Source organism: Streptomyces sp. NPDC031554, assembly GCF_055580685.1.
Genome location: NZ_JBVIKX010000003.1, coordinates 525,406 through 548,993 on the forward strand (window position 1 = coordinate 525,406; position 23,588 = coordinate 548,993).

The 23,588-nt window shown below is 68.7% G+C and carries 19 protein-coding genes; 7 read left to right on the plus strand and 12 right to left on the minus strand.

Annotated elements, in window-relative coordinates:
* Window positions 1–70 precede the first annotated feature (70 nt).
* From ACZ5FU_RS11040 to ACZ5FU_RS11060, 5 genes are all read right to left on the minus strand, one after another.
* On the minus strand, window positions 71–544 hold the full coding sequence (locus ACZ5FU_RS11040; RefSeq protein ID WP_451528759.1) for a hypothetical protein: 474 nt from the start codon (window positions 542–544) through the stop codon (window positions 71–73).
* 422 nt (window positions 545–966) lie between these two features.
* Window positions 967–1,692 (minus strand): RNA polymerase sigma factor SigM, encoded by a 726-nt coding sequence (gene sigM / locus ACZ5FU_RS11045; protein ID WP_451528760.1) that lies wholly within the window; start codon window positions 1,690–1,692, stop codon window positions 967–969.
* Window positions 1,693–1,719: 27 nt separating this feature from the next.
* Window positions 1,720–3,435, minus strand: a complete 1,716-nt coding sequence (locus ACZ5FU_RS11050) for a protein kinase family protein (protein ID WP_469045238.1) — start codon at window positions 3,433–3,435, stop codon at window positions 1,720–1,722.
* A 136-nt stretch (window positions 3,436–3,571) separates the two neighbouring features.
* Window positions 3,572–5,860 carry a murein biosynthesis integral membrane protein MurJ gene (murJ, locus tag ACZ5FU_RS11055; protein WP_469045239.1) on the minus strand — a complete coding sequence of 763 codons (2,289 nt, stop codon included), beginning with the start codon at window positions 5,858–5,860 and terminating at the stop codon, window positions 3,572–3,574.
* A 44-nt stretch (window positions 5,861–5,904) separates the two neighbouring features.
* Window positions 5,905–8,286, minus strand: a complete 2,382-nt coding sequence (locus ACZ5FU_RS11060; RefSeq protein ID WP_469045240.1) for a DUF6049 family protein — start codon at window positions 8,284–8,286, stop codon at window positions 5,905–5,907.
* A 257-nt stretch (window positions 8,287–8,543) separates the two neighbouring features.
* Here ACZ5FU_RS11060 and ACZ5FU_RS11065 point away from each other — a divergent pair, with 257 nt between their 5' ends.
* Complete coding sequence (locus ACZ5FU_RS11065) at window positions 8,544–10,010, plus strand: CCA tRNA nucleotidyltransferase (protein ID WP_469045241.1); 1,467 nt, start codon at window positions 8,544–8,546, stop codon at window positions 10,008–10,010.
* 103 nt (window positions 10,011–10,113) lie between these two features.
* Here the strand turns inward: ACZ5FU_RS11065 and ACZ5FU_RS11070 are convergent, their stop codons facing one another.
* From ACZ5FU_RS11070 to ACZ5FU_RS11085, 4 genes are all read right to left on the minus strand, one after another.
* Entirely contained in the window at window positions 10,114–10,602 is a 489-nt protein-coding gene (locus ACZ5FU_RS11070; protein WP_451528765.1) for an LppU/SCO3897 family protein, read from the minus strand.
* A gap of 125 nt (window positions 10,603–10,727) precedes the next feature.
* A complete protein-coding gene (locus ACZ5FU_RS11075; RefSeq protein WP_469045242.1) occupies window positions 10,728–11,990 on the minus strand; it encodes an MFS transporter in 1,263 nt (420 codons plus the stop codon).
* A gap of 162 nt (window positions 11,991–12,152) precedes the next feature.
* Complete coding sequence (locus tag ACZ5FU_RS11080) at window positions 12,153–13,235, minus strand: inositol-3-phosphate synthase (RefSeq protein ID WP_451528767.1); 1,083 nt, start codon at window positions 13,233–13,235, stop codon at window positions 12,153–12,155.
* 44 nt (window positions 13,236–13,279) lie between these two features.
* Window positions 13,280–13,963 (minus strand): PadR family transcriptional regulator, encoded by a 684-nt coding sequence (locus ACZ5FU_RS11085; protein ID WP_469045243.1) that lies wholly within the window; start codon window positions 13,961–13,963, stop codon window positions 13,280–13,282.
* 384 nt (window positions 13,964–14,347) lie between these two features.
* Here ACZ5FU_RS11085 and ACZ5FU_RS11090 point away from each other — a divergent pair, with 384 nt between their 5' ends.
* Both ACZ5FU_RS11090 and ACZ5FU_RS11095 read left to right on the plus strand, forming a co-directional pair.
* Window positions 14,348–17,041, plus strand: a complete 2,694-nt coding sequence (locus ACZ5FU_RS11090; protein WP_469045244.1) for a transglycosylase domain-containing protein — start codon at window positions 14,348–14,350, stop codon at window positions 17,039–17,041.
* A 131-nt stretch (window positions 17,042–17,172) separates the two neighbouring features.
* Window positions 17,173–18,672, plus strand: a complete 1,500-nt coding sequence (locus ACZ5FU_RS11095; RefSeq protein WP_451780713.1) for a glycosyltransferase family 87 protein — start codon at window positions 17,173–17,175, stop codon at window positions 18,670–18,672.
* A 79-nt stretch (window positions 18,673–18,751) separates the two neighbouring features.
* Here the strand turns inward: ACZ5FU_RS11095 and ACZ5FU_RS11100 are convergent, their stop codons facing one another.
* From ACZ5FU_RS11100 to ACZ5FU_RS11110, 3 genes are all read right to left on the minus strand, one after another.
* Window positions 18,752–19,783, minus strand: a complete 1,032-nt coding sequence (locus tag ACZ5FU_RS11100) for an alanine racemase (RefSeq protein WP_451528771.1) — start codon at window positions 19,781–19,783, stop codon at window positions 18,752–18,754.
* Window positions 19,784–19,874: 91 nt separating this feature from the next.
* Window positions 19,875–20,996, minus strand: a complete 1,122-nt coding sequence (gene femX / locus ACZ5FU_RS11105) for a peptidoglycan bridge formation glycyltransferase FemX (protein WP_451528772.1) — start codon at window positions 20,994–20,996, stop codon at window positions 19,875–19,877.
* Between the two features lie 212 nt (window positions 20,997–21,208).
* Window positions 21,209–21,520 (minus strand): hypothetical protein, encoded by a 312-nt coding sequence (locus tag ACZ5FU_RS11110; RefSeq protein ID WP_451528773.1) that lies wholly within the window; start codon window positions 21,518–21,520, stop codon window positions 21,209–21,211.
* 287 nt (window positions 21,521–21,807) lie between these two features.
* On the opposite strand from ACZ5FU_RS11110, the gene rpsF reads away from it, so the two are divergent.
* The 4 genes from rpsF to rplI all read left to right on the plus strand — a co-directional run bounded on the left by rpsF (window position 21,808) and on the right by rplI (window position 23,560).
* On the plus strand, window positions 21,808–22,098 hold the full coding sequence (gene rpsF, locus ACZ5FU_RS11115) for a 30S ribosomal protein S6 (RefSeq protein WP_006604399.1): 291 nt from the start codon (window positions 21,808–21,810) through the stop codon (window positions 22,096–22,098).
* Between the two features lie 80 nt (window positions 22,099–22,178).
* On the plus strand, window positions 22,179–22,778 hold the full coding sequence (locus tag ACZ5FU_RS11120; RefSeq protein WP_451528774.1) for a single-stranded DNA-binding protein: 600 nt from the start codon (window positions 22,179–22,181) through the stop codon (window positions 22,776–22,778).
* An 80-nt stretch (window positions 22,779–22,858) separates the two neighbouring features.
* A complete protein-coding gene (gene rpsR, locus ACZ5FU_RS11125) occupies window positions 22,859–23,095 on the plus strand; it encodes a 30S ribosomal protein S18 (protein ID WP_020130672.1) in 237 nt (78 codons plus the stop codon).
* Between the two features lie 18 nt (window positions 23,096–23,113).
* Complete coding sequence (gene rplI, locus ACZ5FU_RS11130) at window positions 23,114–23,560, plus strand: 50S ribosomal protein L9 (RefSeq protein ID WP_363092325.1); 447 nt, start codon at window positions 23,114–23,116, stop codon at window positions 23,558–23,560.
* The last annotated feature ends 28 nt before the right edge of the window (window positions 23,561–23,588 follow it).

The window sequence follows — 23,588 nt, forward strand, 5'->3', positions numbered from 1 at the left end:
TGTGTCCGGGCACACCAAGGGGCCGACACCGTACGGGATACCACGTACGGCGGAGACGATGCCGGAGGCGTCAACGGCGAGTGTAGGAGTCCTTCAGGAGGATCTCCGCCGTGCCGGACGACGGCCTCCTGACGCAGGTCGCATCCATGAGGTAGGCGGTGACCCGCGTGCTGTCGGAACTGTCGGGGAGGACGACCAGGAGAGCTTCTCTCCCCTGATAGGTCCCCTTCTCCACGGCCAGGGCCGTGTCCTTTCGGTGCATGCCCTTCTGGACACAGCCGGGCACCGTGGGCTGTTGGAAGACGCGGGGACTGTTGGTCCCGGACTCTCCCTGCATGCCCAGCGTCTGTGGACTGGAGGTGGGGGAAGCGGCGAGCAGATCGACGACCTGCTGCTCCAGCCCGCTCTCCGAAAACGTGTCCGCCACGGTGGCTCGCCGGTCGGGCGACGAGGTGCCCGGCCCCTCGTCGCCGGTCAGTGACGACACCAGGATGGACCCTAGGCCCAGCGCGGTGACGGTGAAGACGGTTCCCAGAACGGCCATCCTGCGGCGTCCGCCCCGGCGGCGGTTCTTCCGACCGGGGCCGCCGGCAGCAGGACGAGCACGCCCTGCGGGCCGCGACTTCGCCGCCGGTGTTTCACGTGAAACATGTGTACCAGTGCCGCTCACCCCGGGAACGACAGCTCCCGCCGGATCCATGTTTTCCGGAGTTGTGGCGCCGATCAGAGCTTCGGCGGCGAGTGCGGCATCGATGCGCCGGGCGATGTCGTCCGGCATCCGTGTCGGCTCGGGCAGCCTCCCCAGGAGGCCCCTGATCTCCTCCAGTGACGCGTGGACGTCCGCGCAGAGCGCGCAGGTGTCTAGATGTCGGCGTACCTCCGCGCTGCGGGAGGGAGCGAGCACCCCTTCGGTGAGCTCGGAGATCTCCGCTACGTCCGGGTGTCCGGCCGTGTCCGCCGTCGATGTCACGTTCGTCCACCTCCACCCTTCACCACAGCTGAATCGCCGGGTTCGACGCCGTCCGAGTCCTCGTCGGGGGGACCCGCTGCCGGTGGGACGGATGTCCCCTCCGCCCGGTTCCGTCCCCGGCCGCTTTCCTTCGCCTCGCCGGAGCCCGCCGGTCGCAGATGGGTGAGCAGTGGCAGCAGTCTCGCTCTGCCGCGCGCGCAGCGGCTTTTCACCGTGCCCGTCGGGACGTCGAGCATGTGGGCTGCCTCGGCGACGGGGTAACCCTGCATGTCGACCAGGACGAGCGCCGCACGCTGTTCGGGCGGAAGGGTGCCGAGGGCTTCGAGGAGCTGGCGGTGCAGGTCGTTGCGTTCAGCGGGTGCCGAGGCCGACTCGTGCGGCTCCAGCAACTGCTCCAGGCGCTCGGCGTCATCGACCGGCGAGGTCTTGCGGGAGGCTGCCTTACGGACTCGGTCCAGACAGGCGTTCACGGTGATCCGGTGCAGCCAGGTGGTGACGGCGGACTGGCCGCGGAAGGTGTGGGCGGCCCGGTAGGCGGACACGAGAGCGTCCTGAACGGCGTCAGCGGCCTCCTCGCGGTCTCCCAGTGTTCTCAGGGCCACGGCCCACAGTCGATCGCGGTGGCGTAGCACAAGCTCACCGAAGGCGTCGGGATCACCCTTCACGTGGCGGGTGAGGAGGTCCTGATCGCTGATTCCGTCGTAGTCGGCTCCTGCTGCCATCGGACCCCCTCCCCTTCAGGCGAGACCTCAGCCCGTGAACTTCACGTCCGTGATGGCCTGTTTGTAGCCGGAGCCGCTGAAACCATCGGTGGGGGCATACGGTACGGCGGTGATCCAGAGCAATACGTACTGGGTCTTCACCGCCTTCGACGCCTTCACCGTCAGCGAGGCGCCGCTGGCGTCGGCGGTGCCGATCTCCTTCATCCCGCTGATGCCCGTGGACGGAGTGAGCGAGTCCGTGGCGTAGAGCGTCACGGTCGTGTGGTCTCCGGTGTACCGGAGACCTATCGACGCCGCGGAGACCTCCTGGGCCGATCCGAGGTCGTAGACGATGCCCACGCCGGGCTTGTACGGAGCCAGGCTCGGGCCCTCGGTGTAGCGCTTGGTCCGCCAGTAGGTGGAGCCGTCGCCGTCATAGGTGTTGGCCACGTCCTCCGGCGCCTGAGCGGAGCCGCTGACGACGTACTCCTGTGAGTCCTGGATCTTGAGCTGCTGGATCGGCTTGGGCGCGGTGCTGTTGTTGTCGTCGGCGTCCGTGGTCTGCGTCTGGTTCGTGTCGTCGGTGTTGCTCTGGTCCATCAGGGCGTCCGCGAGCTGCCAGCTGCCGAGGCCGAGGGCCGCGATGAGCAGCGCGGAGACCGCCCACTTGAGCGCCTTGCCGGTACGGCTCTGCAACGGGGGCGGCGGGGCCTGTACCGGCTGGGTGGCACCGGGGTGTGCCGAGGGGCGTCCGTAACTGCCCTGCTGGTACGTCGTGCGCTGGTACTCGGGGGGCGCGGTGAAGGCGGGCTCCGGCGGGCGGATGCGGGGCATCTCACCGATGACCTTGACCAGCTCCTCGGGAGTGGTGCAGGCGGACTCGTGCCGGGAGGCGGTCGCCCCGTCGTTGACGAGCGCGCGCATGGTCAGTTCCGACAGACCGCGGTGGACGCCGGCCCGCACCTGGTCGGGAGGGATCAGCCCGATGTCCTTGGGCAGTCCGGACAGCCCGTAGGCGTCGTTCTCGTACGGCCAGCGCTGGGTGAGCGCCGCGTACAGCAGGGCACCGATCGCCTCGGTGTCGGTGCGCTGGGGGGTGTCGGAGCTGATGCCGCGCAGCGCCGCGTTCACGGCGAGGCCGCGGATGCGCCACTGGCCCGTGGAGGTGCGCAACACGGCGTTGGGGTTCAACCGCAGATGTGCGAGTCCTTCGCGGTGGGCGGCCGCCATGGCGGAGGCGATCTGGCTCACCATCTGGTAGGCGTCGTGCGGCTCCAGCGGCCCGGAGGCGAGAAGCGTGGTCAGTTCGGTGGCGTCGGGCAGCCACTCGTGGACGACGTAGACGAGGTCGTTCTCCTCGACGGCGTCCAGCACCTGGACGAAGCGGGGGTCACCGAGCAGGGCGGACGACCGGGCCGCCGCAAGGACGGAACGGGCGCGGGGGTGATCGGAGGGCAATACGTGGACGCCGACGGCACGGCGGAGTTTCTCGTCGACCGCACGCCAACTGCTGAAGCCGTCCAGACGGGTGACGCAGTCCTCGAGCCGGTAGCGTCCGGCGAGCTTGTGGCCGCTGTGCAGTTCCGGCGCCGAGGCCTTTGCGGGACCCCTGGCCCCACCGCTCACCTGTGCCTCGTCGCTGTCCGTGTCCCGCTCCCGGTTCTTGACCACACCGTCGGCCGTGGGCTGGTCCGCCTGAGCGGTCAGCGGCTCGTCACCGCTGTTGTCCGCCACGTCGACGGCAGCCGTACTCGGTTCCGCCACCGTCGTTCCTGCCTCCCCATCCATGCGCGCCGTCCGACCCCGTGCGCGCCGTCCGACGCCGAACCCAATTGTGCCCACAGTCCGGCGCTATGCACGACACGCGGCGGCGGACGATGGTTGTGCGCCTACCCCTGGCTCAGCGCCCCAGGCGCCCGCGCACCATGCCGACGAGCGAGTTGAGCTCCTCGATCCGCATGCGTCGGGCGGCCACGAAGAAGACGCCGAGCAGGACGGCCCCACCCGCCAGCAGCGCGGCGAAGGAGCCGGGCACACCCTGACCGAGGGTCTGGGCGATGCCGTAGCAGGCGGCGCCGCTGAGCAGGGCGGCCGGCACGGCGGCGATGCACAGCCGCGCGTACGTCCGCAGCACACGGGCACCGTCCAGGTCCCCGCCGAGCCGCTTGCGCAGCCGGTTCCAGGCGACACCGACACCGATGGCGTACGCCAGGCCGTAGGAGGCGGCCATGCCGACCACGGCCCAGCGGGCGGGGAGCAGGAAGTAACAGGCGGCGGAGGCGGCTGCGTTGACGGCCGCCACGATCACCGTGTTGTAGAAGGGGGTCCGGGTGTCCTCGTACGCGTAGAAGGCGCGCAGGACGACGTACTGCACGGAGTAGGGGATCAGGCCGAGGGCGAAAGCCATCAGCATGAAGCCCATGTTCGTGGCTTCGGTGACACCCGAGGAGCCGAAGATCAGGGTGCACATCGGGACGCCGAGCGCGATGAACCCGAAGGCGATGGGCACGATCGCGACGGCCGTGGTGCGCAGCCCCTGGGAGATGTCGTCGCGGACGGCACCCGCGTCCTGTTCGGCCGCGGAGCGCGAGATGCGGGGCAGCAGGGCGGCCATCAGCGACACGGTGATGATGGCCTGCGGCAGGCCCCAGATCAGCTGCGCGTTGGCATAGGCGGCGAAACCGGTGCCCTTGACGCCCGAGTCGATGCCGGCGGCGGTGGACAGCTGGGTGACCACCAGTGCGCCCGCCTGGTTGGCGAGGACGAACAGGATCGTCCACTTGGCGAGCATGGCGGCCTTGCCGAGACCGTGGCCCTTCCAGTCGAAGCGCAGCCGCATCCGGAAGCCGGTCTCGCGCAGGTACGGGATCATCGCGAGGGCCTGGACGACCAGGCCGAGCAGGATGCCGATGCCCAGGAGACGCTGGCCCTCCGGCGGGATGTTCGTGACGCCCATGTCGGAGTCCGCCGCGGTGCCGTACACCCACAGGAACATGCCGAGCGTCACGATGATGACGATGTTGTTCAGGACCGGGGTCCACATCATCGCGCCGAACTTCCCCCGGGCGTTGAGGATCTGCCCCATCACCACATGGACGCCCATGAAGAAGATCGAGGGTAGGAAGTAGCGCGTGAAGGTGACGGCGACCTCGTTGGCCGCGGGGTTGTTCGCGACGGGGTTCGCCAGCATGCGGACCAGGAGCGGTGCGGCGAACATCGCGAGAGCGGTGAGCGCCGCCAGGGCCACCATCACGAGGGTCAGGAGCCGGTTGGCGTACGCCTCGCCGCCGTCGTCGTCCTCCTTCATGGCACGGACGAGCTGTGGCACGAAGACGGAGTTGAGGCCACCGCCGACGGTCAGGATGTAGATCATCGTCGGCAGCTGGTAGGCGACCTGGAACGAGTCACCGAGGAAGCCGAGACCCAGGGCGGAGACGATCATCGCCGACCGGATGAACCCGGTCAGGCGCGAGACCATCGTGCCCGCCGCCATGACGGCGCTCGACTTCAGCAGCCCCGTGGCCCGCCCGCCCTTCTTCGCGGCCGGTGCGGGGGCCGCCGGGGTGGCGGTGAGGTTCATGGTCTGGTCGACGCCGGACGCCGGCCCCTCGACCCCCGGAGCCCGGACGGCCGCGGGCGCCCCGTGGTGTGCGGCGGGACCGGGAACGCTTGGAGCGTGCGCGGGCCCCGGTACCGCGGACGAGTCCGTCTGGGAGCGGGTGCCGCCCTGCTGCTGGTCACGGAAGAGGTGGGCGAAGGCGTCGGGTTCGTGGCGCTCCTCACCGGAGTGCGTGACGAGGTCGTCCACACCCACGAACTGGGTCGTGCGCGGGTCGTCGCCGTACGGCAGGTACTGCGTCGGGCCCTCCGGCTCGGGCGCCGGGGTCTGGGCCCAGACCCGGGGGTCGGGCGCGTACGGGGACTGCTGAGGCTGCCCGTAGAGCGGCTGCTGGGGAGAGGGGGCGGCGGGCGGCGGCGGGGGGTGCGCGGCACGATCGTAGAGCGCCTCGGTGACCGGGTCCTGCGCGGTGAGGTCCTGGGACCGGTAGGGGTCCTGGTCGTAGGCGTCCTGGAGGTACATGTCCGCGGGATGCTGCGGCGGCACCTGGCCCTGCTCGGGCGGCGGACCCTCGGGGTGGCCCGAGCTGCCCGCGGCCTGGCCGCGGTCACCGTCGTACGGCGCGTTCATGGTTACCCCACCTCATCGTTCCGGGCCGTCCGGCCACGACATGCTCAACGGTCCACTCTCTCACCCGTCCCGGAAGGGCCGGTGTTTCCCGCTGCGGTGTCCGGTGTCCCGTCACTCGGCTGCACCGGGCCGTCCGTCGCGGACCGGGTGCCCGACTCGTCGGGACGGCCCTCGGAGTCTCGCGCGGTACCGGCGGAGTCGGCCGCCGGCTCCGTTCCGTCGGCGCCGTGGTCCTCGGCCCGCCGGGCCGCGGCGCGCTTGCGCTGCGTGTACATCCGGAAGCCGGCCAGCACCAGCAGCAGGACACCGCCGCCGATGACGAGCATCACGGTGGCCGTGATCTCGGTGACCTTCACGTCGAAGGTGACCGGTGCGCCGTAGGCCCTGCCGTCCTCGGTGTACAGCTGGGCGACGACCGCCGCCTGGCCGTTGGCATTGGCGGAGGTGGTGAACTTCACCGTCGTGCTGTGTCCGCCGGAGACCGCGATGGGCCGCTCGTCGTAGGCCTTGCCGTCGATCTCGAGACGGGTCGGATTGGTCGAGGTGAGCCGCAGCACCAGGTGGTCGACACCCTGGACGAGGTTGTTCTGCACGGTCACCGGGATGGTGGCGCTGCGCCCGGAGAGCTTCAGCTCCGACTTCTCGATCAGTTTGACCTGGCCGGCGAGCGTGGCGAGGTAGGCCTGGACACCTTGGCGGAAGCTGCTCGCCGCGGCGGTCCGGCCCCGCCAGGAGGTGGACATCTCACGGTTGACGGCCCGCCCGAAGGGAGTCACCACCCGGGACTCGTCGGTCAGGATCACCTTGAAGTTGTCGAGCCGGTCCTGCGCGGTCGCGATGTCCACGAAGGCCGACCGCGGCAGCTCCCGTTTGGCGAGCGAGCCGGGGTACGCCGACCGCGACGGCACCTTCGTCGTGGCGTCCGGGTCGGGTTTGGCGGTGGCGGCCGCCGTGAGCTGCTGCGCCTGCGACCACGTTCCGCCCTGCAGGGCGGTGACGGCTTCCGCCATCGCCCGGGCCTGGGCCGCGGTCGGCACGCGCTGAGGGGCCACGACGATGCTGCGCTGCCTGTCCGACTGGAGGTTCAGCGCCAGGCTCTGCGCCAGGAACTCCTGCACGGCGAGCACGGACGCGGAGGCCGTCGTCAGATCGCCCCGGAACGCCTGTGACAGCCGGGCGTCCGCCACCACCGCGGTGGTGCCGCCGCCGATGGGGCGGGCCGCGGAAGGCGTGTAGGACAGGCCGCCGTTCTCCGTCAGGCTGTCGCTGCGCGCGATCACCTTGTCGGCGCCCGCGGAGGTCGCGACCTTGACGATCGACGGGTCCACGGCCCCCTCGACCGGCCAGGCGAAGTCGGTGCTGGGGGTCACGTGGAGGATGGTCTCCACCGTGTCGGCGGCGACGTCGGTGGCTGCCTTGAGCTGGCTCAGGGAGCCGGTCACGCTGGTGCCGCTGTGCGCGAGGGAGGCCAGGTCGGGGTCCGCGTAGGGCAGGGCGACGACCTGCTTGTCCTGTACGGCCTTCTGCAGTTCGGCGAGCCACCGACCGGCGACGGCCTGGTGCTTGCCGGCTGTGGTGGTGTCTCCGGCGAGGATGTCGTACTGCTCGGTCATCGCGTCGACGGAGGCCAGCAGGTCCGGGTCGATCACCCAGGTGACATCGAGGGTCCTGCCCAGGCTCAGGAGCTGGTCGAGACGCCCGCCGGGTGAGATCTCCGCGGCGAGGTCGTCATTGAGGAAGACCGGCGTCTGCTGTTCGTCGGACCTCGTCTCGGCTGTCATGTGGGCGTCGGACACCAACGGCCACAGCATCGTCGTACGGGTCCTGGTGTCGGCCTGGTCGGGCTGCCAGGGCAGGAACGTCCGCTGGATGCCGAGCAGCTGCTCCCACGGCTTCGCGGACGTCTCACCCGAGAGGGAGACGCCCAGGGGGTACACACCGTCCGCCCCGAGATCGAGCTCGTCCACCGGTACGGAGATGCTGAACTGCTGGGCGACCCCGGGAGCGAGTGCGGCGAACTCGGCGGTGTACTTGCCGCCCACCTCGGACCCGGCGGCGCTCGACAGGTCGTCGGGACGCTTGGCGGTGCTGTCGATCGCCGAGCGGGTCGTCAGAGCGGACCCCAGGCGCAGGTCGACGTGTGCCTTCGTGACGGTCTGCTTGCCCTTGTTGGTCACCGTGCCGGAGACGGTCAGCGTGTCGCCCTCGGTGGGAGCGCTGGGCACGAGCGAGTCGACGGCGACGGCGACCGTGCCGGTGTCGGAGGCAGCCTTGACGGAGGTCTGTTCGGCGGCCGGCGCCGCGGACGCGGGCAGCTGGAGCAGGCCGGCCAGCAGAGGCGCCCCCGCGAGCAGTGCTCCGGTGCGCCGCAGCCACCGGCGGGCAGGTGAGGGAGTCATCCCCGGGAAGTCTGCCGCCTCGGCCACGCGCTCGTCCGTCCCTCTTCGTCGTCAGTGGTCGTCGGTATGTGCGTCCACGCATGGTAACGATGCCCGCTGAGGCTGAGTGCCGCGGTCTGCTCCGCAAGATCAGGTGCGGTCGGCAGTCCGTCCCCTATGCGCAGGTGCGGGGTGAGATTCCCTCTTATGTCATCAAGGATGGCGGTTGCGCCGCTATTGAGGGAGGTGGTCGTCCTCTTTATAGGGACGCCCGTGCCGTGCCGGGCCACGTACCCTCTTCTGTTGTGCCGAACGCCAACGAAGACAACCTCAGTGCCCTGAGCCAGGTGCAACACCGCGCGGTGAGCGAACTGCTGCGGGTGGCTCCTGTCGCCGACGACCTCGCCCGCCGTTTCCAGGAGGCAGGGTTCTCACTCGCTCTGGTCGGCGGCTCGGTCCGGGACGCGCTGCTCGGCCGACTCGGCAACGACCTCGACTTCACGACGGATGCCCGACCCGAGGACGTTCTGAAGATCATCCGGCCCTGGGCGGACGCCGTGTGGGAGGTCGGGATCGCGTTCGGCACCGTGGGTGCCCAGAAGGACGCCCGTGTCGGTGACGTCGATCGAAGCTTCCAGATCGAGGTGACCACCTACCGGTCGGAGGCCTACGACCGGACGTCCCGCAAGCCCGAGGTGTCGTACGGCGACTCCATCGAGCAGGATCTGGTGCGGCGGGACTTCACGGTGAACGCGATGGCCGTGGCCCTCCCGGAGAAGGAGTTCATCGACCCGCACGGTGGCCTCCGCGATCTCGCCGCGCAGGTGCTGCGCACGCCGGGAACGCCGGAGGAGTCCTTCTCGGACGACCCGCTGCGGATGATGCGTGCTGCCCGGTTCGCCGCCCAGCTCGACTTCGAGGTCGCCCCGGAGGTCATCACGGCGATGACCGAGATGGCCGGCCGGCTCGAGATCGTCTCGGCCGAGCGAGTGCGGGACGAGCTGAACAAACTGATCCTTTCCGCGCATCCCCGTAAGGGCCTGACCCTGCTGGTCGACACCGGGCTGGCCGAGTACGTGCTGCCGGAGCTGCCCGCCCTGCGGCTGGAGAGCGACGAGCATCACCGGCACAAGGACGTCTACGAGCACACGCTGATCGTCCTGGAGCAGGCGATCGCGTTGGAAGAGAACGGCCCCGACCTCACCCTCCGTCTGGCCGCCCTGCTGCACGACATCGGCAAGCCGCGTACTCGTCGGTTCGAGAAGGACGGCCGGGTCTCCTTCCACCACCACGAGGTGGTCGGCGCGAAGATGACCAAGAAGCGCATGACCACGCTGAAGTACTCCAACGAACTGGTGAAGGACGTCTCACGTCTGGTCGAACTGCACCTGCGCTTCCATGGCTACGGAACCGGTGAATGGACGGACTCCGCCGTCCGCCGATACGTGCGGGACGCCGGACCGCTCCTCGAACGCCTCCACAAGCTGACCCGTTCCGACTGCACCACGCGCAACAAGCGCAGGGCGGCCGCGCTCTCGCGTGCGTACGACGGGTTGGAGGAGCGCATCGACGAGCTGAAGGAACAGGAGGAGCTGGACGCGATCCGTCCGGACCTCGACGGCAACCAGATCATGGAGATCCTGGGTGTCGGACCCGGCCCTGCCGTGGGCAAGGCCTACAAGTACCTGCTTGAGGTCCGCCTGGAAAACGGCCCGATGGAGTACGACGCGGCAGTGGTGGCGCTTCGGGAGTGGTGGGCCACGGAAGCCTGAGAGGTACGCAGCAGAGGGCATGTTTCACGTGAAACATGCCCCGCCCGGATATGCCGAGGGGCGGTGTTTCACGTGAAACACCGCCCCTTTTTCTGCGACTGCCTTACTTTGAGTAGTCCTTCAGGCAGAGCAGGAAGTTACTGCCGTCACCGGTCTCGGTGTACGAGTACTGGAAGTCCTTGGCCTCTTGCGTGCACTTGGTCTCCGCGCTGGTCTGGGAGAAGTCGCCCTTGACCTTGGCCAGCACCACGTACTGGGCCTTCGACGAGCTGCACTCGACGACCTCGAGGTCGGGGTCGTTGTCGTTGGTGCTGCCGCGGTGCATGCAGTCGCCGACCGCCGCGGTGTTGGCGTCGTCCCGGCTCGATATGAAGACACCGATGCCCACACCGATGACGGCCAGGACGACCACGATGTTCTTGATCAGCTTGAAGCTGACCTTGCGGCTGGGCGGCGCCGGGGGGACCGCGCCGTAAGGGGCGGTGGGCTGGCCGGGCTGCGGCGGGTACGGAGCCTGGCCCTGCGGCTGGCCGTAGGGCTGCTGGCCCTGCTGCGCGAACGGATTCTGGCCCTGGGGCGGCGGAGTCGTCACTGGGGGTCCCCCTAGAGAACATAGGTGTGCGACGCGCGTGAAGCGCGAGGTAAGACGCACGTAAATTACCGGCCGCCACTGACAACGCTGTAGTCCAGGGGCAGTCTGTGGCATTGATGTGACACTTACTGGCGCTCAAATTGGGCCATAGTCATAGAAACAGCCCCGTAGATAACGGCGACCGTGACCACCAGGGCCGTGGAGCGCCCGTCCGGCGGCAGTATCACGGCGGCCGCTCCGGCGGCACCGACGAAGGCGACGTTGAACAGCACGTCGTAGAGGGAGAAGACGCGGCCGCGGAAGCCGTCCTCCACGGAGGACTGGACGATGGTGTCGGTGGCGATCTTCACGCCCTGGGTGACGAGCCCCAGGACGAAAGCCGCGACGAAGGCGGTGGCCTTGGCGAACGGAAGCATCAGCGCGAGCTCCAGCACGGCCGCCGCGGCCGAGCAGACGACGATCCAGCGGCCCGGTCCCAGACGCCGGGTGGCGGACGGGGTCACCACGGCTGCCACGAAGAAGCCCACGCCCGCGATACCCACCGCCAGCCCCAGCAGGGCCAGCCCTTCCTCCGGGGCGAAGGACCAGGCGTACCGGCAGAGCATCAGCGTCATGACGGTCAGGGCGCCGTAGCAGAACCGCATCAGCGTGATCGCGCCGAGTGCCCGGACGGCCTGCCGGCGCCCCGGCTCGGCGAGGTGACGCAGACCGGCCACCAGACCGCGGGCCGTTCCGCGGAGGGTGGTCGTCAGACGGGGCGGGATCCGGCCCCTTTCGGGGCCGAGCAGATCCACCGCCAGGCACAGGGACGCCAGGGCGGCGCCCAGGTACAACGCCGAGCCCAGCAGGACGACGGCGGCGTCGGAGTCGGCGGCCAGCAGCCGGACCATGAAGGCGAGCCCTCCCCCGGCGATCGCGGCGAGCGTGCCCGCCGTCGGCGAGAGGGAGTTGGCGATGACCAGGCGCTCGGCGTCGACCACGCGCGGCAGTGCCGCCGACAGGCCGGCGAGGACGAAGCGGTTGACCGCGGTGACACAGAGAGCGGAGACGTAGAACAGCCAGTCGGGAACGTCGCTGACGATCAGTGCGGCCGTGACCGAGGCCAGCAGGGCCCGCAGGAGGTTGCCGTAGAGGAACACCTGGCGGCGGCGCCAGCGGTCCAGCAGGACACCGGCGAAGGGGCCGACCAGGGAGTACGGGAGGAGCAGTACCGCCATCGCGGAGGCGATCGCGGTGGCCGAGGTCTGTTTCTCCGGGGAGAAGACGACGTAGGCCGCGAGCGCGACCTGGTAGACGCCGTCGGCGCACTGGGAGAGGAGCCGTACGGCGAGCAGGCGCCGGAAGGTGCCGAAGCGCAGCAGGACGCGCAGATCGCGGACGACGGCCATGGGGGACAGCCTCACATACGGCGAGACCCCCGGATCACACGACCCGGGGGCCCTCGTCAGCCCTGGCAGGAGCGAATTTCAGCGCTGCCGGACGCAGCGCGGTGTGCCGTGCCGAGCAGGCGCGCGACCCTCGGTCGTGGCTGCGCGCCGTGCTCGGTCGAATCAGCGCTCGACTTCGCCGCGGATGAACTTCTCGACGTTCTCGTAGGCCTCATCGTCGAAGTACTGGACCGGCGGGGACTTCATGAAGTAGCTCGACGCCGACAGGATCGGGCCGCCGATGCCGCGGTCCTTGGCGATCTTCGCGGCGCGCAGGGCGTCGATGATGACACCCGCGGAGTTCGGGGAGTCCCAGACCTCGAGCTTGTACTCCAGGTTCAGCGGGACGTCACCGAAGGCGCGGCCCTCGAGACGCACGTACGCCCACTTGCGGTCGTCGAGCCAGGCCACGTAGTCAGAGGGACCGATGTGGACGTTCTTCTCGCCCATGTCGCGGTCGGGGATCTGCGAGGTGACGGCCTGCGTCTTCGAGATCTTCTTGGACTCGAGGCGGTCGCGCTCCAGCATGTTCTTGAAGTCCATGTTGCCGCCGACGTTGAGCTGCATGGTGCGCTCGAGCCGGACACCGCGGTCCTCGAACAGCTTCGCCATCACACGGTGCGTGATGGTGGCGCCGACCTGGGACTTGATGTCGTCACCGACGATCGGGACGCCGGCCTCGGTGAACTTGTCCGCCCACGACTTGGTGCCGGCGATGAAGACCGGGAGGGCGTTGACGAAGGCGACCTTGGCGTCGATGGCGCACTGGGCGTAGAACTTCGCCGCGTCCTCGGAACCGACGGGCAGGTAGCAGACGAGGACGTCGACCTGCTTGTCCTTGAGGATCTGGACGACGTCCACCGGCTCCTCGGCGGACTCCTCGATGGTCTGGCGGTAGTACTTGCCGAGACCGTCGAGGGTGTGGCCGCGCTGGACCGTGACGCCCTTGTTCGGCACGTCGCAGATCTTGATGGTGTTGTTCTCGCTGGCACCGATGGCGTCCGAGAGGTCGAGGCCGACCTTCTTCGCGTCGACGTCGAAGGCGGCGACGAACTCGACGTCACCGACGTGGTAGTCCCCGAACTGCACGTGCATCAGGCCCGGGACCTTGGACGCCGGGTCGGCGTCCTTGTAGTACTCGACGCCCTGCACCAGCGACGCCGCGCAGTTGCCCACGCCGACGATGGCTACGCGAACCGAACCCATTCCGGTTGCTCCCTGTGTGTACGAGTGAGGCCCTGAGTGGGCGCTCACGTGGCGGTTTCGTCGGGCGTATCCGTCCCGGGGACGTCCCCGGGACGGGGCAGGCCGCCCGTCGATCCAGATGTGGTGTTCTGCTGAGCGGACCCTCCGGGACCGGACCCCTTCAGGTCCCGTCCGGCCCGCTCGCTCTCGATGAGCTCGTTCAGCCAGCGCACTTCGCGCTCCACGGACTCCATTCCGTGGCGCTGGAGCTCAAGCGTGTAGTCGTCGAGGCGCTCCCTGGTGCGAGCCAGTGAGGCGCGCATCTTCTCGAGGCGCTCCTCCAGGCGGCTGCGACGGCCCTCCAGGACGCGCATGCGCACATCGCGGGAGGTCTGGCCGAAGAAGGCGAAGCGAGCGGCGAAGGTCTCGTCCTCGTACGCGTCCGGGCCCGTCTGGGAGAGGAGCTCCTCGAAGTGCTCCTTACCTTCTGCCGTCAACCGGTAGACGATCTTGGCGCGGCGTCCGGTGAGCGGAGCGGCCGGGGCGTCCTCCGGGCTGTTTCCCGCTTCTTCGATCAACCAGCCGTTGGCGACGAGCGTCTTGAGGCAGGGATAGAGGGTTCCGTAGCTGAAGGCACGGAACACGCCCAGTGAGGTGTTGAGTCGTTTGCGCAGCTCGTAGCCGTGCATCGGGGACTCGCGGAGCAGTCCGAGGACGGCGAACTCGAGGATCCCGGAACGCCGGCTCATCGTCGCCTCCTCTCTCCCGCGACCCGTGGTGACGGGCCCGCTGACGGTCTTATGCCGTGCTGATGTATCGACTCGATACATCAGCACGATAGAACGGCCCCGTGGCTGGGACAAGGGGGGCGGTAGTGAACGGGATCACATCACGGATTCATTGCGGGCAAGTTGCCTGGTTTGAGATGAACTTCGGGGCTGGAGGGGTTTTGAGGGTGCGTAGTCTGTGCGCCATGCAAATCACCGGGACTCGCGAGACGCCGGGGGGCGTCGAGTTCACCGGTGCGGTACGGGTGAATGCGCCAGCGACCCCATCCGTACTTCGGGGGGACAGGAAACCAGCCGCCGTTTCCAGGCGCGCACGGATGCGCCTGCCCGAGGAGTAGTCGTTCGATGAGCGAGCACCGTCGCAAACCGCCGCAGTCGCAGGAAGGCGGACGTGCCGCGGCCCGACGCGGCCAGTCCGGCTCGTCCTCCGGCCGCCGTGCGGCACCGCGAGGCGCCACCGGGTCTCCTTCCGACTCGTACGGGTCGGGCTTCCACGGGCCAGGGGGCGAGGATCCGTTGTCCGGTGGCCGCGCCGACGCCCGGCGCGGGGCACAGAGGGGTACAGGTGGCCGGCGCAGAGCCGCCGAGCCGACAGGAGGCGGCCGAGGCGGGTCGTCCGGTCCCCCGGGCCGGGGCAGGGGGCGTCCGGCGCCCGGCAAGAAACGTCTGGTCGACTACCCGCGCGCCGGCAAGGACGGCTGGCGGCGCTGGGTGCCGTCCTGGAAGCTCGTCACCGGCCTGTTCGTCGGCTTCGTGGGCAGCCTGGTCGCGGTGGCGGGCGTCGGGTACGCCATGGTCGGCATCCCGAAGGTCGACGAGACCGCCACCGCGCAGAACAACGTCTACTACTGGAGCGACGGCAGCCAGATGGTCGCCACCGGTGGTGAGACGAACCGCCAGATCATCGATCTCTCGCAGATCCCCGAGGCGATGCGCTGGGCGGTGATCTCGCAGGAGAACAAGACGTTCTACGACGACAGCGGCATCGACCCCAAGGGCATCGCGCGCGCGGTGTTCAACATGGCGCGGGGCGGACAGACCCAGGGTGGCTCGACCATCACCCAGCAGTACGTCAAGAACGCCATGCTCAACGACCAGTCCCAGACGATCTCCCGGAAGTTCAAGGAGATCTTCGTGTCGATAAAGGTCGGCGCGGAGGAGGACAAGGACGACATCATCGAGGGCTATCTGAACTCGGCGTACTACGGGCGCAACGCCTACGGCATCCAGGCCGCCGCCCGCGCGTACTTCGACAAGGACGCCATCAAGCTCAACGAGGGCGAGTGCGCCTTCCTCGCCGCCACGCTGAAGGGCGCCACCTACTACGACCCCGCAGGCGCCACCTCCATCGACGCGGCCGCGACGCCGGAGGCCAACCGCAGGCGGGCCCAGGCCCAGATGCAGGACACCCTCGACAAGATGGTCGAGTACGGGCACCTGGACGCCGCCAAGCGGGCCACGTTCACCACGCTGCCCAAGCTGGAGAACCCGCGGTCCAACACCCAGCTGAGCGGTCAGACCGGCTACCTCGTCGACCTCGCCAACGGCTACGTGATCACCCACAGCAAGGAGACGGGGATCACGCAGGACAAGCTCCAGCAGGGTGGCTACTCGATCTACACGACCTTCGACAGGAACAAGGTCAAGCAGCTGGAGAAGGCCGTCTCCGCGGTCCAGAAGGCCAACATCAAGCCGAAGGAGCGCCCCGAGACGGACACCCACGTCCAGTTCGGCGGAGCCTCCGTCGATCCGGCCACCGGCGCCATCCAGGCGATCTACGGCGGTGAGGACGCGACCAAGCACTTCACCAACAACGCCGACCAGACCGGTGCCCAGGTGGGCTCCACGTTCAAGCCGTTCGTCCTCGCGGCGGCGATGAGCTGGGGCGTCCGCGACAAGGACCTGGGCTCCTCGCAGGCCCAGGACGAGCGCACCATCGTCTCGCCCAAGAGCCTGTTCAGCGGCAAGAACAAGCTGAAGATCAAGAACTATGACGGGACGGTCTGGAAGAACGAGAAGGGCGAGGAGTGGCTGCAGACCAACGACGGCCAGTACTCCCATGGCAGCCCGCCCAATTTCAAGATCGACCTTCGTGAGGCGATGCGCGAGTCGGTGAACTCGGCCTTCGTCCAGCTGGGCATGGACGTCGGTCTGGACAAGGTGAAGCAGGCCGCCGTGAACGCCGGCATCAAGGAGAGCAGCCTCACCGGCGCCGACTTCCCGTCGTTCTCGATCGGCATCTCCGACCCGAGCGCGATCCGGATGGCCGGCTCCTACGCCACCTTCGCCGCCAGCGGCAAGCAGCGCGACCCCTACTCGGTCCAGAAGGTCACCAGCCAGGACGGCGTGATCTACACGCACAAGACCGAGACACAGGAGGGGTTCACCTCCAAGGTCGCGGACAACGTCACGGACATCCTGAAGACCGTGGTCGAGAAGGGAACGGGTACCGCCGCGCAGTTGCCCGGCCGCGACGTGGCCGGCAAGACCGGTACCACCGACGGCAACAAGTCGGCCTGGTTCGTCGGCTACACGCCGCAGCTGTCGACCGCGATCACCATGTTCCGGTACGACGACGACGAGACCAAGAAGAACCGTACGTTCCTGAAGATGTTCGGAACGGGCGGCCAGGAGAAGATCCACGGCGCTTCGTTCCCGGCGGAGATCTGGCACGACTACATGGCTGAGGCCATGAAGAACCTGCCGAAGAAGAGCTTCCCGGAACCCGAGCCGATCGGTGAGGTCCTCAACGAGGACCCGATCCCGTCGCCCAGCCCGTCGGTCACGGAGAGTGAGGAGCCGAGTCCCTCGCCGTCCCCGAGTCTTACCGAGACGGAAGAGCCTGAGCCCTCGCCCTCCCCGAGCGACACCTGCAACAACTTCTTCGGTTGCGACAACAACTCGGGCGGTGCGAACGGCGGGGGCAACACCGACGGCGGCACCGGAACGGCGAGCCCCTCACCCTCGCCGAGCGACACCGGTGACGTCACCAGAGGCAATGGCAACGGCGGTAGTTTCTTCGGAGGATCGAGCGGTTAGTCGGGCAATCGCCGCACATAGCTGTTTCACGTGAAACATGCGGGCGTTTCACGCGAAACGAGGGCCGTCCCACCGAACCAGGTAGGGCGGCCCTCGGCGTTTTCCTAGCTCTGTACGGCAGGATGTGGGCCATGCCCAGTGCAGAATCGACGCCAGCGCGCGTGCACGAGCCTGATCCGGTGCAGCCGACCAGGAACGACGAGGTGGCCGCGGCCGGCAGTGAGCTGATCGGCGGCCCTTTGGGGCGGCGAGCCCTGACCGGGACGTCCTGGCTGTCGCCTGTACGGGTGGTCGCGCTCGTGGCCATCGGGATGTTCGCCCTCGGCCTGGTCCAGAAGGCGCCCTGCTACAACGGCGGCTGGTTCTTCGGCGCTGTCTCCCAGTACACGCACGCGTGCTACTCGGACATCCCGCACCTGTACCAGGGGCGCGGATTCGCCGACGGACTCGTGCCGTACTTCGACAAGCTCCCCGGTGACATGCAGTACCTCGAATACCCGGTCCTCACCGGAGTGTTCATGGAAGTGGCCGCCTGGCTGACACCGGGCAGCGGCAGCACCCAGCACCAGGGCCAGTGGTACTGGATGGTCAACGCGGGGATGCTGATGGCGTGCGCGGCCGTCATCGCCGTCTGTGTGGCCCGCACGCATGCCCGGCGGCCCTGGGACGGCCTGCTGGTGGCCCTGGCGCCCGCGTTCGCGCTGACCGCCACCATCAACTGGGACCTCCTGGCGGTCGCTCTGACGGCCGCGGCCATGCTGATGTGGTCGCGCGGACGGGCGCTGGCGTTCGGCGTCCTGCTGGGGCTCGCCACCGCCGCCAAGCTCTACCCCGTCTTCCTCCTGGGCCCGCTGTTCGTCCTGTGCTGGCGAGCGGGAAAGTGGCGGGACTTCGGCACGGCCCTGGGGGGTGCGGTCGTCGCCTGGCTCGTGGTGAACCTGCCGGTGATGCTCTTCGCCTTCGAAGGCTGGTCGAAGTTCTACACGTTCAGCCAGGAACGGGGAGTCGACTTCGGGTCGTTCTGGCTGATCCTGGCCCAGAACTCCAGCGATCCGCTCACCACCGACAGCGTCAACACCCTGGCCACACTTCTGGTCGTGGCGTGCGGACTGGGGATCGGGGCGCTGACGCTGACCGCTCCGCGGCGCCCCCGCTTCGCCCAGCTGGCCTTCCTGATCGTGGCGGCCTTCATCCTCACCAACAAGGTCTACTCGCCGCAGTACGTCCTGTGGCTCGTGCCGCTGGCCGTTCTGGCCCGGCCCAAGTGGCGGGACTTCCTGATCTGGCAGGCCTGCGAGGTGGCGTACTTCCTCGGCATCTGGTTGTACCTCGCCTACACGACCAGCGGAGACGCTCATAAGGGGCTGCCGACCGACGGCTATCACTGGGCGATCGGCGTCCACCTGCTGGGGACGCTCTACCTGTGCGTGATGGTGGTGCGCGACATCCTGATGCCCGAGCGGGACGTGGTCCGCCAGGCCGGGGACGACGATCCCTCGGGCGGGGTGCTCGACGGCGCGGAGGACGTCTTCGTCCTGGGTGCGGTGGCCCGTCCGGCCCGGCACGCGGTCCACTTCGAGGGACCGCAGGTGGAGTGGGGCAAGCGGGACACCGTCGACGGTTCGCCCTGAGCGAACACCCCGGAGCCCGGCGGGCCACGTGAAAGGCTGTACACGGAGACCCGTGTACGGCCTTACGTCGTCGTGGTGCTCAGCGGTCCACGATGCGGTCGAACTGCGTGGTGGTGTGACGCAGATGGGCCACCAGCTCGTCGCCGACCGTCGGCTCAGGCGCGTCCGAGGGGACGAACAGGATGGACACCTGCATGTGCGGCGGCTCGGCGAACCAGCGCTGCTTGCCACCCCAGACGAACGGCGAGAGGTTCCGGTTCACCGTGGCCAGGCCGGCGCGTGCGACGCCCTTGGCGCGCGGCATGACGCCGTGCAGGGCCTTGGGGGCCTCCAGGCCCACCCCGTGCGACGTACCGCCCGCCACGACCACCAGGAAGCCGTCGGAGGCCGCCCTCTGCTGCCGGTAGCCGAACCGGTCGCCCTTGGCGACCCGCGTGACGTCCAGGACGGCGCCGCGGTACTCGGTGGCCTCGTGGTCCCCCAGCCACAGCCGCGTGCCGATCCGGGCACGGAAGCGGGTCTGCGGGAACTGCTGCTGCAGACGGCTGAGTTCGTCGGCCTTCAGGTGGCTGACGAACATCGTGTGCAGCGGCAGCCGGGCGGCGCGCAGCCGGTCCATCCAGCCGATGACCTCCTCGACGGCGTCCGAGCCGTCGGTGCGGTCCAGCGGCAGGTGGATGGCGAAGCCCTCCAGGCGGACGTTCTCTATGGCGGCGTGCAGCTGCGGCAGGTCCTGCTCGCTGATGCCGTGCCGCTTCATCGAGGACATCACCTCGATGACCACGCGCGCGCCCACGAGGCCGTAGACACCGTCGATCGACGACACCGACCGCACGACCCGGTCGGGCAGCGGGACGGGCTCCTCACCGCGGCGGTACGGCGTCAGCACCAGCAGGTCGCCGCCGAAGTAGTCCTTGACGCGCGCGGCTTCGTAGGTCGTACCGACGGCGAGGATGTCCGAGCCCAGCCGGGTGGCCTCCTCCGCCAGCCGCTCGTGCCCGAAGCCGTAGCCGTTGCCCTTGCAGACCGGGACGAGTCCCGGGAACTGCTCCTGCACGTGCTTGTGGTGCGCCCGCCAGCGCGCGGTGTCGACGTAGAGCGTGAGCGCCATGGCCGGACCTGGAACCTTTCTCGTGGCTGCGGTGTGTCAGAGGTGGGGAGCTGCCGGGACGTACGACGTCATCGAAGCAGCTGACGGGTGATCAGCGACGCGACATGTAGATGTCGAGAGCCTTGTGGAGCAACTTGTTCAGCGGGAAGTCCCACTCGCCCAGGTACTCGGCGGCCTGTCCGCCCGTGCCGACCTTGAACTGGATCAGGCCGAACAGGTGGTCCGACTCGTCCAGCGAGTCGGAGATGCCGCGCAGGTCGTACACGGACGCGCCGAGGGCGTAGGCGTCGCGCAGCATCCGCCACTGCATCGCGTTCGAGGGGCGGAACTCACGGCCGATGTTGTCGGAGGCGCCGTAGGAGTACCAGACGTGCCCGCCGACGATCAGCATGGTCGCCGCGGAGAGGTTCACGCCGTTGTGGCGGGCGAAGTACAGGCGCATGCGGTTGGGGTCCTCGGTGTTGAGGGCCGTCCACATGCGCTGGAAGTACGACAGGGGGCGCGGGCGGAAGTGGTCGCGCACCGCCGTGATCTCGTAGAGCCGCTGCCACTCCTCGAGGTCGTGATAGCCGCCCTGGACGACCTCGACACCGGCCTTCTCGGCCTTCTTGATGTTGCGGCGCCAGAGCTGGTTGAAGTTCCTGTGGACCTCTTCGAGGGAACGGTTCGCCAGCGGCACCTGGTAGACGTAGCGCGGCTGGACGTCGCCGAAACCGGCGCCGCCGTCCTCGCCCTGCTGCCAGCCCATGCGCCGCAGCTTGTCGGCCACTTCGAAGGCCCGCGGCTCGATGAAGTCGGCCTCCACGTCCCGCAGCCGCTTCACGTCCGGGTTCTGGATGCCCGCCTTGATGGAGGAGGCCTCCCAGCGCCGGATGATCACCGGCGGACCCATCTTCACGGAGAAGGCGCCCTGGTGCTTGAGGTGCGCGAGCATCGGCTCCAGCCAGTCGGTCAGATTCGGCGCGTACCAGTTGATGACCGGTCCCTCGGGCAGGTAGGCGAGGTAGCGCTTGATCTTGGGGAGCTGGCGGTAGAGGACGAGGCCGGCACCGACGAGTTCACCGGTCCTGCCGTCGAACCAGCCGAGGCTCTCCGATCGCCACTCGGCCTTGACATCTGCCCAGGCCGGAACCTGCATGTGGCTCGCCGCCGGCAGACTCTGGATGTATGCCAGATGCTGCTCGCGGCTGATCGTCCTCAGGGTCAGGCTCATTCGGGGCGCTCCTCGGGCTGGTGTGTCCCCATGGGTACAGGGGCTCCGGCTCTCGCGCCGAAGCCTACTGCGCCTTGCGAGCGCCCCGACTGGGCGTACGGCACCTTTGCCCCGGCCGGTGGACGGCCGGGGCGTCCCGCCGGTGCGGCGGCCGGAGCCGCACGGCTGCGTCCGCCGCACCGGCGGGAGGTGCCGGGCCGGCGCCGGTCAGGTCACCAGAGGCCGCCGAAGAGGCCGCCGTGGGCCATGCCGAGGAAGAAGCCGACGCCGGAGGCACCGAGCCCCAGGATCAGGCCGAAGCGCTCACGGGTGGTCTCGGAGATCCACTGTCCGTACGCGCCGGTGAGGATCCCCACCAGGCCGGCCCACGAGCTGAGCAGGTGGAGGCTGTGGAACATCGCCGTGACGAAGGCCACCACACCCAGGACCAGGGTGACGGCCATGAGCGTGTCCTGAAGCGGATGGGGCCTGCCGTCGGTGGCGAGGAGAGAACCGGCGGTGTTGGGTCGCAATGCCTGTGCCATGAGGCACCTCCTGCGGAAAGCGGCGCACTGTAGCGCCATACACACCCGATGTGTACAGACTGACGGGCTCCGGGGCCGGATTTCAACCGGAAGCCGGTGTGCAGGTAGTCTGTACCGTCTGCACCGGTGTCTGCCCAGGCACAGCCAGGGACTCCGCCCAGCTCAGAGCGGGAACGTCGCTACGCGACCCCCGATTGTCAGTGGCGGCCGATACCGTTGCGTACGCATCACAACCCTCCTGCCACGGAACGACCGTGGCCGTTGAGTCCAAAGGAGGTGGGTTTTACATGCGTCACTACGAAGTGATGGTCATCCTCGACCCCGATCTCGAGGAGCGCGCTGTCTCCCCGCTGATCGAGAACTTCCTCTCCGTCGTCCGTGAGGGCAACGGAAAGGTGGAGAAGGTCGACACCTGGGGCCGTCGTCGTCTCTCGTACGAGATCAAGAAGAAGCCCGAGGGCATCTACTCGGTCATCGACCTGCAGGCCGAGCCTGCGGTCGTCAAGGAGCTCGACCGCCAGATGAACCTGAACGAGTCGGTCCTCCGGACCAAGGTCCTCCGCCCCGAGACCCACTGAGCTTCCCCGCTCACCTGGTCTCGGGATTCGAGTAGCAGCACCAGCAGCCAGCAGCAGCAAACCCGCCGAGAGGTTCCCCCATGGCAGGCGAGACCGTCATCACGGTCGTCGGCAATCTTGTCGACGACCCCGAGCTGCGCTTCACCCCCTCCGGTGCGGCGGTCGCGAAGTTCCGTGTCGCGTCCACTCCCCGCACCTTCGACCGTCAGACCAATGAGTGGAAGGACGGCGAGAGCCTGTTCCTGACCTGCTCGGTCTGGCGTCAGGCGGCGGAGAACGTCGCCGAGTCGCTCCAGCGAGGCATGCGCGTCCTCGTGCAGGGCCGGCTGAAGCAGCGGTCCTACGAGGACCGCGAGGGCGTCAAGCGCACGGTCTACGAACTGGACGTCGAGGAAGTCGGCCCCAGCCTGCGCAACGCCACGGCCAAGGTCACCAAGACCACCGGCCGCGGTGGCCAGGGTGGTGGCGGCGGCTTCGGCGGTGGTGGCGGCGGCGCCCAGGGCGGCGGCTGGGGCGGCGGCCCCGGCGGCGGTCAGCAGGGCGGCGGCGCTCCCGCCGACGACCCGTGGGCGACCAGCGCTCCCGCCGGTGGCAACCAGGGCGGCGGCGGTGGCGGCGGCTGGGGTGGAAACTCCGGCGGCGGTGCCGGTGGCGGCTACTCGGACGAGCCCCCCTTCTAGGCCTTCGGGCCGGTCCTCCGGGCCGGTTCGGGTCGAGGGCGGGCCGTATCCCAACTTCTTGATCACACAGGAGAATCACCATGGCGAAGCCGCCTGTGCGCAAGCCGAAGAAGAAGGTCTGCGCTTTCTGCAAGGACAAGGTCACGTACGTGGACTACAAGGACACGAACATGCTGCGGAAGTTCATTTCCGACCGCGGCAAGATCCGTGCCCGCCGCGTGACCGGCAACTGCACGCAGCACCAGCGTGACGTCGCCACGGCCGTGAAGAACAGCCGTGAGATGGCGCTGCTGCCCTACACCGCCCAGGCGCGATAAGGGAAGGGTGACCGAAAAATGAAGATCATCCTCACCCACGAGGTCTCCGGCCTCGGTGCCGCGGGCGACGTCGTCGACGTCAAGGACGGCTACGCTCGCAACTACCTGATCCCGCGGAACTTCGCGATCCGCTGGACCAAGGGCGGCGAGAAGGACGTCGAGCAGATCCGTCGTGCTCGCAAGATCCACGAGATCCAGACCATCGAGCAGGCCAACGCCGTGAAGGCCCAGCTCGAGGGCGTCAAGGTCCGCCTGGCCGTCCGCTCCGGCGACGCCGGTCGTCTCTTCGGTTCCGTCACCCCGGCCGACATCGCTTCGGCGATCAAGGCTTCCGGTGGCCCCGAGGTCGACAAGCGTCGTATCGAGCTCGGCTCGCCGATCAAGACTCTGGGCGCCCACGAGACGTCCGTGCGTCTGCACCCCGAGGTTGCCGCCAAGGTCAGCCTCGAGGTCGTCGCGGCCTGATCGCCGCGCTCGGCTCGTAGAGCTGAGA

Coding starts and splice junctions, on each gene's coding strand:
- ACZ5FU_RS11100 (WP_451528771.1), bottom strand. CDS start 19,783: ATGGCGCTCACGCTCTACGTCGACACCGCGCGCTGGCGGGCGCACCAC.
- ACZ5FU_RS11040 (WP_451528759.1), bottom strand. CDS start 544: ATGGCCGTTCTGGGAACCGTCTTCACCGTCACCGCGCTGGGCCTAGGG.
- ACZ5FU_RS11120 (WP_451528774.1), top strand. CDS start 22,179: ATGGCAGGCGAGACCGTCATCACGGTCGTCGGCAATCTTGTCGACGAC.
- ACZ5FU_RS11085 (WP_469045243.1), bottom strand. CDS start 13,963: ATGAGCCGGCGTTCCGGGATCCTCGAGTTCGCCGTCCTCGGACTGCTC.
- ACZ5FU_RS11090 (WP_469045244.1), top strand. CDS start 14,348: ATGAGCGAGCACCGTCGCAAACCGCCGCAGTCGCAGGAAGGCGGACGT.
- rplI (WP_363092325.1), top strand. CDS start 23,114: ATGAAGATCATCCTCACCCACGAGGTCTCCGGCCTCGGTGCCGCGGGC.
- sigM (WP_451528760.1), bottom strand. CDS start 1,692: ATGGCAGCAGGAGCCGACTACGACGGAATCAGCGATCAGGACCTCCTC.
- ACZ5FU_RS11080 (WP_451528767.1), bottom strand. CDS start 13,235: ATGGGTTCGGTTCGCGTAGCCATCGTCGGCGTGGGCAACTGCGCGGCG.
- ACZ5FU_RS11095 (WP_451780713.1), top strand. CDS start 17,173: ATGCCCAGTGCAGAATCGACGCCAGCGCGCGTGCACGAGCCTGATCCG.
- rpsF (WP_006604399.1), top strand. CDS start 21,808: ATGCGTCACTACGAAGTGATGGTCATCCTCGACCCCGATCTCGAGGAG.
- femX (WP_451528772.1), bottom strand. CDS start 20,996: ATGAGCCTGACCCTGAGGACGATCAGCCGCGAGCAGCATCTGGCATAC.
- ACZ5FU_RS11075 (WP_469045242.1), bottom strand. CDS start 11,990: ATGGCCGTCGTCCGCGATCTGCGCGTCCTGCTGCGCTTCGGCACCTTC.
- ACZ5FU_RS11110 (WP_451528773.1), bottom strand. CDS start 21,520: ATGGCACAGGCATTGCGACCCAACACCGCCGGTTCTCTCCTCGCCACC.
- rpsR (WP_020130672.1), top strand. CDS start 22,859: ATGGCGAAGCCGCCTGTGCGCAAGCCGAAGAAGAAGGTCTGCGCTTTC.
- murJ (WP_469045239.1), bottom strand. CDS start 5,860: ATGAACGCGCCGTACGACGGTGACCGCGGCCAGGCCGCGGGCAGCTCG.